This window comes from Methanohalophilus halophilus (assembly GCF_001889405.1).
GTDB lineage: Archaea > Halobacteriota > Methanosarcinia > Methanosarcinales > Methanosarcinaceae > Methanohalophilus > Methanohalophilus halophilus.
In genome coordinates, this window is sequence record NZ_CP017921.1 from 564,669 (window position 1) to 580,936 (window position 16,268).

General features: G+C 41.1%; 8 protein-coding genes. 4 read left to right on the forward strand and 4 right to left on the reverse strand.

All coding sequences use genetic code 11. From position 1 onward, the window contains the following. Positions 1-98 precede the first annotated feature (98 nt). The 4 genes from BHR79_RS02895 to BHR79_RS02910 all read left to right on the forward strand — a co-directional run bounded on the left by BHR79_RS02895 (position 99) and on the right by BHR79_RS02910 (position 7,332). Entirely contained in the window at positions 99-1,406 is a 1,308-nt protein-coding gene (locus BHR79_RS02895; RefSeq protein WP_143743540.1) for a PGF-pre-PGF domain-containing protein, read from the forward strand. A 206-nt stretch (positions 1,407-1,612) separates the two neighbouring features. Then, positions 1,613-6,526 (forward strand): TIGR04279 domain-containing protein, encoded by a 4,914-nt coding sequence (locus BHR79_RS02900; protein WP_083433006.1) that lies wholly within the window; start codon positions 1,613-1,615, stop codon positions 6,524-6,526. A gap of 128 nt (positions 6,527-6,654) precedes the next feature. Continuing rightward, the gene (locus BHR79_RS02905) at positions 6,655-6,912 is read left to right on the forward strand and encodes a hypothetical protein (protein WP_013036595.1); all 258 of its coding nucleotides are present in this window, start codon (positions 6,655-6,657) and stop codon (positions 6,910-6,912) included. 162 nt (positions 6,913-7,074) lie between these two features. Then, positions 7,075-7,332 carry a hypothetical protein gene (locus tag BHR79_RS02910; RefSeq protein WP_072560977.1) on the forward strand — a complete coding sequence of 86 codons (258 nt, stop codon included), beginning with the start codon at positions 7,075-7,077 and terminating at the stop codon, positions 7,330-7,332. A gap of 106 nt (positions 7,333-7,438) precedes the next feature. On the opposite strand, the gene BHR79_RS02915 is transcribed toward BHR79_RS02910, so the two are convergent. The 4 genes from BHR79_RS02915 to BHR79_RS02935 form a co-directional block, all read right to left on the reverse strand. After that, positions 7,439-8,275 (reverse strand): CPBP family intramembrane glutamic endopeptidase, encoded by an 837-nt coding sequence (locus BHR79_RS02915; protein WP_072560979.1) that lies wholly within the window; start codon positions 8,273-8,275, stop codon positions 7,439-7,441. Beyond that, positions 8,268-9,152 carry a DUF1616 domain-containing protein gene (locus BHR79_RS02920; RefSeq protein WP_072560981.1) on the reverse strand — a complete coding sequence of 295 codons (885 nt, stop codon included), beginning with the start codon at positions 9,150-9,152 and terminating at the stop codon, positions 8,268-8,270. Before BHR79_RS02920 ends, BHR79_RS02915 begins: the two co-directional genes overlap by 8 nt. A gap of 138 nt (positions 9,153-9,290) precedes the next feature. Then, complete coding sequence (locus BHR79_RS02930; protein WP_083433007.1) at positions 9,291-12,269, reverse strand: lectin like domain-containing protein; 2,979 nt, start codon at positions 12,267-12,269, stop codon at positions 9,291-9,293. A gap of 168 nt (positions 12,270-12,437) precedes the next feature. Further along, entirely contained in the window at positions 12,438-16,079 is a 3,642-nt protein-coding gene (locus tag BHR79_RS02935) for a lectin like domain-containing protein (RefSeq protein WP_159429227.1), read from the reverse strand. Positions 16,080-16,268 lie beyond the last annotated feature (189 nt).

Here is a 16,268-nt window from a genome sequence, read left to right on the forward strand (position 1 = left end):
TTTATAAAACAATAATTCGATGGTTTTTTGTATAGCACAACTGTAAAATGCAATCAGAAAAATGAGTATATGAGAATTTCAATAAAAGGTGTTCACCATTGAAACGATTGAATAAATGTATATTATTACTGTTTATCACCCTGCTACTGGGAATTTCCACAGCCTCTGCTTTTGAAGTGTCTCCTTCAAACCCGACCGTGGGAGATGAAATTACAATTAGTGGAACCGGGTCTGGAGATTCCGTTGATGCATCTGTGGCTTTTACTAAAAACGTAGATGTAGATAATGGAGAATATGAGTATAATATAAATGGAGTGGAGATTCCAAGCGGAGATAATCGTTTCACAGTAAGGGCTGAAGGCGTGCAAGATCTCAATGTCCGGGTAAAAATATTGTTCTGGATTACCAAAAGTGCAGATGCTTCCAGAGATGTAGCAACCGTATCCCAATCCAACGTACCCTCTGGAAATTACAATATCAAAATCGATGGTAATGCTGCAAGTGGCCAATCAAATGTGGACCTTACAATTACTGCAACCCAAACTATGGACATAACAGATGGCCAGTTTGAAGAAACTTATTCCACAAGCAGCATTCCTGCCGGGAATTTCAGAGTTACCGTGGGTGGAGAGACTGAAACTATAACTTTAAGTTCAACTGGTTCCAGCACCTCCAGTGGAAGTAGCGGAAGCAGCTCTAATACAGGTGGTGGAGGAGATACAACACCCGATGTTGCAAACGGAAATGTGGACGCATCTGAATCCATCACAAAAAGAGTATTCAGTGAGATGCCGGTGGAATATCAGTTCTCCCACTCATCCATTCCGGTCAGGTTAATAAACATCACTTCCCGAATAACTGCAATGGAAATACCCGTCAAAGTTGAAGTCCTGGATGATACTTCCGTAATGGTCAAAAATGATCCCTCTGGAAAAATCTACAAACATCTCAATATCTGGGTAGGCAATACCGGCTTTGCAGTCCCAGAGAATATCAATTCTGCAACCATTCATTTCAGGGTGGATAATGATTGGATAACTGACAATGATATTGATCCTGACACTATTGTCCTGATGCATTATGAAGATACGACAGATGAATGGACAAAATTGCCTACAGAGCAAGTTTCAAAGAATGAACAGTACACAAATTACCGGGCATCTACACCTCATTTTTCTCCCTTTGCAATCAGCGGGCAAATCGACCAGGAAATTATCGAAAATACCACTGATGACACAAACTCCATCAATGAAAGCCAGAATTCAACTGTAAATAGTTCCAATTTTACGGATAGCAACTCAACTGGTGAAACAGACAATCAATCTTTTTACACAAATGTATGGATTTTTGGTCTGATACTTACAATATTCGTTGGTATAATTATACTGAAAATGAGAAGGTCCTGAAATTGGAAAAACAACCAATTTCATTGCCTGGCAGATTTTTCAGCTACTTTTTTAATTACAATATTATATTTATATAATAACACAAGGATAAGGTTTATCACTTTAAAATTTGTTAATATACGATCAAGTAATTGAAAACTATTGGCATGATACGTATTACAAATCATAACCTAAGACCTAATCATACATAAAAGGAGCAACTGCTGATGAGAATATTAAAGAACGGGCTAATGATATTGTTTTTATTATTGGCTTCAACTGCAATGCTGGGTTCAGGTATTGCGGGCGCAGAATCGAATGATGAATATATAATGAATATTACCGTGGGGGATACAAATTATCTAAAATTTGCCGATCATTCCCAGGGCAGTAACGGAAACTGGATTGCATTGGAAGGAGGAAACGATTTCAAACTGCCTTCTCCAATGGAATTCACCTACAACGGTATCAATGACTCTCATTTCGACCTAGGAGGAAATACTGTTGCCATAGAATTATATGTGGATGAATATACCAATCATACCATAAGTTATCCCTATGCAACACATCAAATGTACACCAATATAAGTGGTAAAAACGATGTATCTTTTTCTTTTGATGGTTCAACACATTTTGCTAATAAAGAAATAGGTGTAATGCTGATCAAAACAAACGTATCAGAATTAGCCACCATTTTCAATGGACTAAATGAAGGGAAAACCAGTCAGGAAGATCTCCAAGAATTAATAGTCAATTTAACAGAAGATATTAGTCTTGACGGTAATGGAGACTTTGAGATAGACTATAAGACACTTGCTGCAGATGACTATATAGTGCTCATGGCTATCCCTGATGAAAACGTGATACTTTCAGCCACTGCCTTCACAGTTCTGGAATACGATTCAACCACTTCAGTATCTGCCAATGAAGATAACGTGGCTGTTAATTTCGATCTCCTGAATGCACCTGCTTCCCAGTATACCTACGATGCAATCCTGATCAAGGAAAGTGAATACAAAGCAGACGTATTCATGCAATTCAACGGAACTTCCGATGGGCTCAATGCATCTGTAAACGGCAATCCTGTTGTGGATGGATTATCCCTTGTGGGTCTGGACATTTCAAACCCAACCACTTCCGATTTGAAGAACATGAGTGGTATTGAAAATATCGCAGCTGTAGAAAATACATCTTTTTCAAATGCTACAACTCTAAATCTACCAACCACCGGTTTATCTGCAGGCAACTACCTTCTGTTTACAACTGCCAGATCAGGAAGCGATCTGCTTGCCTTCAACCAGTCCGAGGTAGACCTGACTAACTATGATTTTGATTTCAGTGTTGATGTTACTACATCCCAAACCGTAGAGCAGAATGAAAGTGCGGAGTATCTACTGACACTGACAAATACCGGAAATATAGAGGACACAATAAGTCTCAGCGCATCCAGCAGCAAAGCAGAGTTAAATGAAACTTCAGTTAATCTGGCTGTGGGAGAAAGTGCTCACGTGAAAATGAATGTACGCAGCACCGATATTGGTGAACATTCAATTAATGTCATGGCAGAAGGTTCTGAATACAAGAAGAATATCAACACCAAAACCACAGTAATCGATGCTCTGGACATCCGTGTAGATTCTACCACAAAAGCGGTTCTTAATAATACTGATGTAGATTACGTAATAACCATTGAGAACACCGGTAATAAAGAACACACATTTGACTTGAATTCAATTTCAGATGTTGGCTCATTATCAGACAATAATGTAACAGTTGATGCAGGACATTCAACTGATGTGACCTTCACTGCAAACAGCTCGACTGTAGGCACCTACACTTCAACAATCACCGCAACAGATGATGCTGAATCATCAATCACACAAACTCTGAGTCTTGTAACCAAAGTGAATCAGAAAGACATTTATGGTGTATCGGCATCTTCCAGTCCTCTGGAACAGGTTGTCAATACAACAGAAAATGCTACCTATGCGGTAACCATTACTAACAATGGTAACACAGATGATACCTATAACCTCAGTGTAGTGAACCTGCAGGCAGATTACGCATCCCTTAATAAATCATCTGTTCCCCTGGATGCGGGTGAATCGGAAACAATACTCTTGAATGTATCTTCCGAATATGGTGGTACATATGATGTTATAATGGTAGCACAATCCCAGAAATCTGCTGAATATGACAGTGTCATAACAACAACCAAGGTCAAGGATTACGGATTGACACTCTCCGCCGACTCCTATACTGCAACATCAAAACCCGGTGAAACCGTCAACTACACCTTAACCCTCAAAAACACGGGTAATGTAGAGGATAACTTCACACTCAGCAATACCACCAATGCTGATACCCTGATAATGCCTGATGCAATCAACAACCTGGCAGCTGGGGACACAGCAACCTTTGACGTGTCACTTTCCAATTCAACACCTGCAGATGTAACTGCAACAATAAATACCAGTTCCGAAGGAGATAACAAAGTAAACACATCTCTTGAACTTGACCTTGTCGTTGAAAAAGCAGATCGCTATGGAGTGGCTCTTTCAATTGACCCTGTTTCCGATACAATGGAGATAACGGATACAAAATCCTACACTCTCAAGATCAAGAATACGGGTAATGTGGAAGATACCTTCAATCTTTCAACAACTTCCAACTACACAACACTTGATTCAGAAACCATAACTCTGGCTGCCGGAGAAGCCGGCTATACCCAGATGACAGTAGGAGACATAAATGAAACCGGCACATACACCATGCCTGTAAGTGTTGTTTCAGATACGGATGAAAATGCCGATGCTCAAAAGACAGCCTTTATTGAAGTTGTAGAAGCGGTTTCAATGAAAGTAACTCCTGCCACACAGACAGTGACTGGCAATGAAACTGCAGAATATGTGGTAAAGGTTACCAATACCGGTGCACAGACACACACCTACAATCTGGAAGTATCTGAAAATTCATCCAACACAACCGCAGTACTAAACGGAGTAAACATAGTAACCATTCCCGACCTGGCTGTGGGAGAATCTGAAGAAATTGATTTCATCTTCAACAATACAGGTAGTGCAGACAGACTTATTGAAGCCACACTTCTGGCAAGTGTTGATGATGCAGAAGACAAAAACACAACTGCTGTTGCAAGTGCTCTGTATCTGAAAGAAGATGTATATGGTGTGTCCATAGAGGCTGATGAGGACAAACAAGCCATTAAATCCGGAAAGAATGCTACCTATTTCCTCACAGTCAGCAATCTCGGTAATACCAATGATACGTTCAATCTGACGACTACAGGAGAGAATGTCAGTCTTGTCGAGTCACTAGAGCTGAATGCAAGTGGAACTGCAGGCAGTAAGGAAGTTGTCACTGTCGATCACTGGCCAACTTCTACTGGAGCACATAAAATAGAGGTGACCGTTAATTCCACAAATGCAACCGATACTGTGAAACTGATCACAAGAGTTGTCAAAGTAGAAGAAGATAGCCTCAGCAACAGTGAAGTTGATGATAAATCCACTGTCACAAATTCAACTGTTACCAACTCCGAGATCAAGAATTCCCTTGTTACAAGCTCCACAATAACCGGCTCTGAGGTCAAGGATTCTGTGGTGAACAGCAGTACAGTCATTGATTCCGAACTCAAAACTTTGGAAATCAATGATGGATATGTAAAGGCAAACCTGATCTACAACGGAACCATCATTATCGATGAGACCGAATATGAGGTCAACGAGCCTGAAGGAATTACCTTTGATGATCTAGTAGAAGGTACCGATGACCTGGACAGTAGTATTTCAGGAGTTGGAGGCGAAGAGACTACAGTCGAAGCCAGGAATTCCGGTGTAAAACTGACAATCGGAAACAATAAGAGTATTGTCGGAGGTTCAATTAAGGTTCAAAAGACCAAAACGCCTTCAAAAGGAGTAGGAGAACCTGATTTCCAGTCTTCGGGATCATTCCTCAAATTCGATGAAAGTGAAAACGTCAATGATTCCATGGAATATGTTTTCATCAACATGAGTTATGATGAAGATGAACTTGGAAATATTGAAGAAAATGATCTCCAACCCTACTGGTACGATGAAGATAACAGCAAATGGGTTGTCTTGCAACCTGGAAATCCTGAATTCTGTCTGGATACCGGTGTAAATACTGATGAGAACTACGTCTGGGCCAAAGTAGAGCACTTTTCGACCTATTCAATGGGAACACCTGTTGATGATACCCCCACTGATGATGACGACTCATCCTCAAGCGGAGGAAGTTCTTCCGGTGGCGGTGGCGGAGCTGCTTCCAGTGGCGAACCTTATGCCAACGTTGAACTGAAAATGGTGGATAAAGTCTATACTGCCAAAGATATGCAAACGGAATATGATTTTGCAGAATTTAATGGTCCAGTAAAGACCGTTGCCTTTACTCCAACTGTCAACGCAGGATATGTCAATGTCATTGTCGAAGTCCTGAAAGACACTTCCACACTGGTAGATACTGAACCATCAGGCCTTGTGTACAGGAATCTAAACATCTGGACCGGTTCAAGGGTTTACGAAGATGTGATAGAGGACGCAACGATCTCCTTCAGTGTAAATAAGACATGGCTGGATGAAAATGACGTGGACAGCGCAAACATCAGATTGATGAGATATACCACTGAATGGACCGAACTGCCAACCACAGTGACAGAAGAAGATGAAGATAAGGTGTACTATACCGCAAACACCGAAGGATTCTCCAATTTTGCAATCGTGGCTGACACAACTTCTGCACCGGTTACAGAACCAGTAGACACAGAAGCTGAATTCACAGCAACTCCTGTAGAAGGACAGAGTCCCCTGGAAGTGAAATTCACGTTCGAATCCGACAATGCTGACTCCTGGTTATGGGAATTTGGTGATGGTAACACATCTAACCAGCAAAACCCCACACACACCTATGAAGAATCCGGCACCTACACTGTTGTACTGACAGTTGAGGGCGAAGGTGGAGTCGATGTTGTGGAGAAGACAGACCTGATCACAGTAGCTGCACAGGAAGAGCCAGATGAGCCAGCGACCCCCGGCTTTGAAGCAATCTTTGCCATTGCAGGATTGCTGGCAGTAGCAGGTTTCTTGAGAAGGAGACAACTCTAATTGAATGAAGGTGCAGAGTAAAACCTGCACCTTCTCAATTGAAAGGAATTATGGAGAAAAAGCAATAGAAATCAAAACCTTTTAATAGTAACATTATAATCTAATTACAGGAACTTCAGAGGATAATCATGCTTACAAGCGTAATTTCAACAACCAGTGCAATTTCTTCCGCAGCAGGTGCCATTTCAATGACCACAGGCATCGGACTGCCGGAATACGGCGTACTGGCAGTGATCGGTCTTATTCTATTATTATCAGCCAAAGAGATACTTTCTGCGTCCAGTAAATGGAACAAGACACTCAATACTTCACTTAATATGGGAATAATGCCTCTGCTCGTTGCCTTTGTTGCCATAGTGGTGTTCAAGGTAGCAGAAATAGTGTGAATTTCCTTTACAACTCTTTTTTACCTCGTTTTACTTTTTTTCATTGGACTACAATTCCGATCCGACAAATAATCTGCGATGTCCCATAAATTTGCAGTGAGCAAAAAGCTTTAATAAATATAATTCTATTATTATGTAAACAGAAAAATCTAGAGGATAATCATGCTTACAAGTGTAATATCAACAACCAGTGCAATTTCTTCCGCAGCAGGTGCCATTTCAATGACCACAGGCATCGGACTGCCGGAATATGGAGTACTGGCAGTAATCGGCCTTATTCTATTATTGTCAGCCAAAGAGATACTGTCTGCGTCCAGTAAATGGAACAAGACATTGAATACTTCACTTAATATGGGTATAATTCCTCTGCTAGTGGCCTTTACCGCTATAGTGGTATTCAAGGTAGCAGAAATTGTGTAATTTTTACTCCAATCTCTTTTTCCACTTAATCTTTACTTTTTTTTGAAAAATTCAGACCTGGATTTGAGCTTCACGTCTATTCTATAGACATATTATTGTTAGCTATTCAGAACAGACCCAAACCGGGACCCAGGTGCGGGATTATGGCAAACAGGAATACATTTACAAAACCGTGTGTAAATGATACAAAAGAGATACTGTGCGTCCTGAGGAACATATAACCCAGAATCAGTCCTGCAAATGCTGTCATAAGTACTTCTAAAGGGGCACCATAGCCCGAGTGCATTACACCAAACAACAAACTGGTTATTATTAATCCCGGCCAGATACCAAAAGTTTCTACAAGTCTGGTCTGCAGGATGTACCTGAAGATCAATTCTTCGACAAATCCTACAAAAAGCACCATTACCAGAGAGATCTTGAGGATGCTGATAAATGAGAGGTCCGGTACCAAATAATCACTTGCAATAATTGCATATTCACCCTGGGCAATTGCAACTGCAACCAGGATTGCCAGAGTAACATAGAGAAGCCACATCCTGTTTGCTTTGAGAAAACCGAAAGCTTTCAGAGTAAAATCCTGTTCCTTGGCAACCAGGTAGACAGGAATAATAAGAGGGGCGTAGATGAATACGAATACGTACAGGGTTGTTTCGAAAAAGATAGGCATGGAGATATTTACCAATCTCAGCAGGGGCAATAATAGCAAGGCCTGAAAGGCCATTGTAACCTGCCTGTTATCAAAAAAGATGGATGCCAGAGGAAGACCTACAATTAAACCCACGTGGATACAGATGGAAAGATAATCCATTTCGACAAAAAGTAACATTTCTGCCAGCATAATGAGCAGTATTGGCACCATAATTACAGCTGAATTCCGGTTAAACTGTACATCTGACAGATCCGGTAAAGCCACATTTTTGAATGGATGAAGTTCAGTCATTTATATCCTCCGATACATTGATCCAGAGATGCAGATCCCTGTAGGATTCTGTATAATTACCATCTTTATAGAGCAAAAACTGTAGTCTCATGTCCGTGCCGTTAAACGGCGGAGTAACCGTGACAGGTTGCTCCCAGGTCTGGTTATGCTCAAGGTTTACCTGTTGTATGGTTTGCAGGGATTGATTTTCTAATTGTATGTCAATAGTATAATTGACATCCTCATATTCATGATTCACCACACCGATAATTACCTTTCCACTGTCTCCAAGAGTATAATTGACAGGGTAATCATCCGCCATGCCTCCTGGACCCAGGATATAGAATTCGGTGAACTGTTCCCCCTGTTTCGGAGTTACTACCACATAGATCAGGGTTACTACCGAGGCCAAGATCGAAATTACCAGAATTATTGTTAGTGCCTTGTCCAACCTGGACTGGGATTCGGAGTGAAATTCGTCCTGCAGGGATTCGTAGGATTGCCTGAAGGGTACGTAAAATGCATCTTCTTCAGGAAGATTGGAGCGGCGCACCACGGCTATGATACACATACCGATTGTGAAGATGGATAGTGAGATCAGTATAGGCAACAGACGGATACCCCACGGTGTGTAGTTCAATCCCAGACCTATCAGAGGCACCACTGCAATACTCAGACCAAAACTCAAAGCCACACGTTCAATGCCATCCAGATCATCTTTCTTGGGAAATAGGGCGGCAATCAGCGCATAACCCGGCAGGAACAATACCATGGGCAGGCCCAAAACAGTACGAATGGCCGAATCACTGAGTTGGGGAATGAGAATAAATACTGCCGTCAGGAGTACCAGGCCTACGACAACTTGTATGTCAACAGGGATTTTTCTTATATCCGCCAATATATACCCTCAAATTGATTGCAGAACCAAATGTTACAATGTTTAAATATTATTCGGTCAGCAAATATATAATTCACATTGTAGCCGAGAAACGAAATTTAGTGATAAGATTAATCAAAAAAGGATTGGCTGTAATTATTACAGCCGTCTTCGCATCACATACAGAATGCAGAGGATTCCAAGTATTGGAAATACCCCCAGACCCGGAATGGAATGGGTTTTTGCAGTATCTGTTGTGTTCTCAGAAATTGTTTCACTAGCCAATTCTTCCGCAATATCTTCAGGTTGTGGTTTGGAACTCTTTTCCATACCTGTTTCCTGCTCCACAGCCGAAATGGCAAAAGGGGAAAAATGATCGGTCTGTGCCTCGAAGTAGAAATGGTCTGCATCTTGCCCTGTCTGCACGGTTTCCAGAGCCTGCCATTTATAGTCATAATTGAAAAGTGTAATCATAGAGGGCATTATTCTGTTTTCAGACAACCATGTTTTGTTCACCTTAAAACCAATCACAGGATTTTCCATGTTTTCAGCATCAAAGGCATTATTACCCACCCAGATATTGAAATTGCTGTAAACCTGTCCCGGTGCTCTTTCATCCACCAGGGATGAAGTATCTTTCAATTTCTCAATTGTTGCTTTAACCTGTCCGGAGTTGGTAGCACCTTTGAATCCGATAAAGGATATTTCATTGTCCTTTTCATTAAACTCATACACGACATCAGTACCTACTGAAACTTTTTGAATCTGTACAGTCTTTGTCAGGATATTGGCATAAGACTCACCGGTGTTACCACCACCTCCGCCACCACCAGAGGAGCCTGAACTGGGGGAAGATGAAGGTTTCTCTGGCTTATCAATTACATACCACAACCAGCTCCTGTTTGCACTGAAACTTTCACTTTTCACAATAACAGTAACATTCCAACAACCCTTATCTGCAGTGGAATTGTAATATGATCGATTAACATTGGTTTCATTCTGAACCTCAGTTGAATTTACATACCAGGTCATATTGCCAGGATGACTTACTTCTGCATAGAATGAAGTATTTTTATTTATCTCACTGGTAATTTCAGAATCCTCAGGAGACGATTGCATTCTGGTTGAAGCAGTATCATTTATCCAGGTATGGTTTATGTTACCACCCTTATCCACGGTTTTTAGACTCAGATTGTAGGAATATGCAGGTTTTAGATTCGTTGCAGTGTAACAAAAGTCTGAGACATTGGTTTCAAACAAACCATCAAGATACACCTCAACATGATCAAAATCATGAATTGTCTGGTTGGACCATTTCCAGGTAATCGAATCAGATGTTGAAGACATACAATGAAGGTCAGTCACACTCGCAGGAACCATATCGGTTGTTTGTGAAGTATTGTTCACCCAGGTACTGTTAACATATCCGTCTGTATCCACGGTTTTAAGGCCAATCGAGTGATTTGTACCATCCAGCAGACCTGTGAGATTATAGTGTGTGTCAGAGGTGGTGGACATCAATGATCCATTAATGTATATCTCGATGTGATTGAAATCCGGGTCTTGCGGGTTGGACCATGTCCAGTTTATCCATGAAGGGCCGGTGGTTGCGTGGAGATTGGATACGGTAGAAGGGGGTGCAGAGGTAAACGCTTTGATACATACATTCGAATCATTAAGTTCACCCACATCCGTCCAGTTGGAACCATCAAAACTCATAAAACTCTCGTTCGGGTTTGCAGAAGCCCTGCTTGAATAATTGGATTCGGGATATTCTGTTGCCAGAGGATATTCATACTCGGGGTTGCAAAGTTTTGTGACTATCGAAAATCTCTGTCCTTTTTCAAGATGTACAGGTGTGTCAAGGGTTATCGTATGATAGCCTGCATTTGCAAAGGTACCATTGGTTTGTGCCAGCAGGGTTTGCCCTACAGGAGTCGGTAGCGAGAGGTTTGTATATATACTTACATTGTAAACCGCATTTGTATCTGTGGTATAGAAACTGACCGCTTCCAGATATTCTTCAGATACGGTCTGGAAAACATTGGCACCGTGGACTGTTGTAGAATTAGAGAACCCGCGGGAATCCGTATAACCCAGAGGATCATACTGATAGATGCTGTCATAATTGTCTGCATCTTCGGTGGCAATCAAAACTGCCGGATGGCCTGAATGATCATTGAATGATTTTTCATAGTATGATATGTAGAAATATCCTTCATCTCCAAGCTCTGTGCCCCAGCTGTTCTTGAGAATAAAGGCTCCGTCCTCTGGAGGATTAATATTGAATTTTTCTTTGGGGAATGAGTCGTTCCAGCCTACAAGAGCCACTGCATGACCCCCATCATATGCAGATTCATTATAGTAGTAGGTTGTATAATTATCGGCAAAAGCACCCATGTTCACCATGAAATAGGAATAAACCGCTCCATATTTCATTACCGCTTCTTTGAGATAATCATCATCAGAAACCCGGTACTCCTCGTCTGTAAAATTAAGCCGCTTGGGCAGATATATTATCTCCTGAATATGCCCGGCTACAGGTTTGTCTGGATCTGTGTAATCATTAAAACTGGATGTGTCACTGTATGGATCATCAGTTTCATTGACAGGACCACTCCAGCATGCCAGATAAGCCGTAGCCATCAACATATTACCTCCCTGCGAAAAATCAAAACCGGTAGGACTTTCGTTTGAAAGGATGTTTTTCATATGATTCTCGGAAAAATCATAGGGGCCTTCATCATAGGTACAGGATTCCAGGGACGCATATGTTGCAAACGTCCAGCATGAGCCGGTCTCCCCCTGATCCCGTACTGGTGTGAGACGGTTTTCCTCACGCAGGTCATAGGAAGAGGGTAGAGATGTGAAAAGGCGATACTTACTGTCTGTCTCTGAATATTGCAGATGGCTCATATCAACAGGAGATGGTATTAGACCGAGTGGATATTCTTCGCTGTCGGCAGAGGTGTCCATTATTGTGTTTTTAGAATCCGAATCTTGTAAACCGGACAGATAATCAATAAATTCCGGGTTTAACGGTGCAGAGGTGATCTCAGGGTTGTTTTCTGAGGCCAGTACTGCTGTACTGAACAGGATAATGATAATAACAGATAACAAAATGAGTTTTTTAAGCATAGTGTCTTTTAATACACTTACTTTAAATATAATTTATCTGATGAATGCCTATGTCCTCAGAGTTATGTGACAGTCATCTACAGCTAAACACAGACCCGTTAAATGGGCAGGGCAAATGAGACAATTGACACATACCCCACCCCTCGTAGTGATATAATTCCTATTCTTTCACTCCTTCTTTCGCATTGCAAACGCTGCACTTGCAGTCAATGCCACTGCAAAAATGGCAGAAAATCCGGGCACCTGAGCATTATCGTCTTCAGTTTCAGCCTCAGGTTTGTCTACTACCTCTTCAACATCATTCTCCTCAGCAATCGGTTCTTCAATCACTTCTCTTTCATCTCCAACAATACTGAAAACTGAAAACCCAGATGTCCTGGCATTGAAATAAAGATATTCGTCATCTTCTTCAACCTGATTGCCTGGAAGGTCCTGCCATTGCCCGTCATGGAATCTGGTCATACGGATTGTGGACGGATCGATATTGTTTTCGTCAACCCATTCTTTGCTGACCTGAAATTCTATGGTTGCATTATCTTCTGAAAATAAATCTTCACTACCCATATTGATATCCATTATCATGTAGGATTTGCCCGCAGGCCCGTCCATATCTACAGGTACTGCATCCAGCAGACTGACCGATGCCATTACATACCCTTCATTTTTCCCTGCATTAAAACGAATCTCAGTTACAGGTGTACTGTCTTCATTGAACGTATATCGAACTTCGGCATCTATTCCCACAAAACGAGTGTCGATATCTTGTTCAACGGTGCTGGAAGAATATGCCGTCCCTGCAGCTTTTTGGACACGCACACCGTCATTGTCGGAAGGTTGAACTTCTTGCTCTTTGGGTTCTGAAGGTTTTTCTGCATTTGCTGTCAGGGGCAGACAATCAGTATTATTGCCATCATCTGTGATATTGTATGGTTGACAGAAGCCATCTACTATGGAATATTCAACCTGACTCCAACCCGTACCATCCGGTTCTGCCCAGAAATTGCCTCCAAGATAGGATCCATTTATGGTATTTCTGCCGGCTGTCTTTGTTATATTCCATTCATTGAAAGTTCCTGCTGAAATATGGATATTGTTGGTGTTGTTGAAATAATTGTTATAGATCAGATTATCAACGGAATCAGTAATGTATATTCCAATTTTGTTACTGTCATTTACGGTGGAATTGGACAGGATGTTGTCCCGGGATCTGCCCAGATATATACCATAAAGGTTTTGGATAGAAGTGTAATTTCTGATGCAGGTATCGGTGGTATTATACAGATAGATCCCGTGTCTCTGGTTTCTGCATTCAAGATCCTCTATAGTAATATTGGTACAATCAACCAGATGTACAAGGGCTGCATTCGAATCAGAATCTATTACAATATCGGATTTGCCGACAAGACTGTAGATGGGTTTGCCATCCACGGTGTTACTGGTATCGACATAATTTGGATTCGAATCCATATCAAAAGTGTATAACAAATTATTATTGATAGAATTATTTGCCAGATAGTTATCAGCCGAATTTGATAACACGAGACCTGCTATGTTTTTTTCGAAGGTACAGTTGATTATTTGGTTGTTATTGGATGATAAATCAAGTACCATACCAAGACCGTTATCAGTAAAGGTACAGTTTATTATGGTACAATTATTTGAAGAAGAAGCAAGAAATCCATAAAACCCACCTGTAACATTAATGTCCTGCAACGTGATATTATCTGCCATTATAAAGACTGCATTATTATACACATTGCTAAATTTAGAATATGGATACGGAGACGTTATCCTGACATCTTCCGGATTGCCTGTGGAAGATTTGAGAGTAAGATTATCCTTCCTGAAACTGACTCTTTCTGTATAATTTCCCGGCTCAACAATAATGGCATCTCCTGGATAAGCTGCATCAACGGCCATCTGAATTAGTTTAAAGTCCGCTCCTCCACTGCTGTTGACAGTGATGGTGCTGTTGAGTACATGGATGAAAGTGTCCCTGACAGTAACATTGCTACCAAATTCGTTTGATACATTCAGAGAAACATTGTAGATCCCAGGACTTGCATAGGAATAAGTCGGGTTTTGCTGTGTTGATGTATTACCATCCCCGAAATCCCATTGCCAGAGTTGAGGGGAATAGAGACTGGCGTCATGGAACTTTACCGACTGGTTTATATGCACATATCTTTTGTCAGCAACAAAATTAGATTGGGGTTGCCTGGATTCTGTAGTGAAAGCCTTTATGCACACATTCATATCAGAAGCTGAGATATCCGTCCAGTTGCTGCCATTGGAACTTAAGTAACTCTGGCCGGATTCAGCATTGGCATTACTGCTATGCCTATCTATGACTTTTTCTATAGCGACAGGGTAAGTGTATTCAGGTGTGGTGAAATTGATAACGATGGAGAAATTCTGACCGGCAGGCAGGGATACATTGTGGTCAAGGTCTATGGTATGATAACCCGCCAGAGCAATAGTGCCATTTGTTACAGCAACCGGACCTGAAGAATTTACCGGCCCGTTCTCAGGATCGAGATATACTGAAATGTTGTAATACGAATTGGAATCCACAGTATAAAAACTCACAGCCTCAAGTGTCTGGTTTGCTGTGGCTGTAAAGACATTTGCCCCCAGGGCCGTACTGTTGTTGAATCCGGTGTTTGAGCACCAGCCAAGCAAATCGTACTGATAGATATGATCATAATTGCTGACATTCTCTGCCATTATAACATAGTTTGTAGTATAGGATTCACTTCCATTCATTTGATCTTTATTGCCTATCGACTTATCATAATAGGAGACGTAATAGTAACCATCTTCTGCCCAGTTATTCCCCCAAGAATTCTTGATGATATACGCACCGTCTGCCGGTGCAGCAGGAGTGAATTTAGTCTTGTTGAAATTATCATCCCAGCCTACCAGAGTTATCGCATGGGTCAGCATTTTGTCTTCTTCATAACAGTAATAGGCATTGTTCTCTGCATTGAAGTAGGCGGATTGATCATCATGGATGGCTACTGAAATACCGCCATAATCCATTATCATTTGTTTGAACAAATCGTTTGTATGATTTATCTGCGGAAAAATAAAAGCATCCTGTACATGTTTTGCCACAACTACATCAGCAGACGATTCCGATGACAGGGAGGCGTAATGATCATCCGATTCGGTAACCGGGCCGTCCCATCTTGCAAGATAGGCCAGGGCCATCAGAGTGGTTCCCCCATCATCATGTTCACTGCGATCAAACCCATTCGGGGAGGAGGATACAAGCGTGTTTTTCACATGCTGTTCGGAAAAATCCCAGTTTTCTGATTTATTGTGAATTAAATAAGATTCCAGGGTTCCATAAGATGCAAACGACCAGCAACTTCCCGCGAGTGCCTGGTCGCGTATAGGAGTAACACCACCTTCTTTTCTGAGGTCATAGCGGGATGGATATGTTACTGAACCTGAGGCGGAGAAAGACAACGTTGCATATTTCTCATCTGCCAACAGGTCTTTTGTATTTACAGGTGAAATATAAGAGAAATCTATAGGAGAGGGCATAAGACCCGGAGAATGGAGAGATGGGTCTGTAACTTCATTTTCATCCAACATTCTGTCCATATTTTCAGAAGAGATGTCCTCGTAAGATTTTCCTGATAATACCTTATTTGAGGTGAATACTGTATTTGTGGAAGCTTTACTTTGGTCCAGATCTTCTTGATATTGAACAAAATCAGGATTTAGAGGTGATATGGATATTTGTGTATCCGATGATGATTTGTTAATATTATCTGTTGCGTTAACAGGAATAATTGACATAGATACAATGAAGATTAATGTAAAAAATAGTATGTTCAATATCTTTGATTTTTGCATTTTGTAGCCTCTATTTCTTCACCTGAAGTTAACTCTGTTAATATATAATTACATTAGTATATTCTGTGTTTGAAAACAAAGTATGAGATTTTAATAAGCATAAATGTATAGTGTCAATTATATAGAAACTGG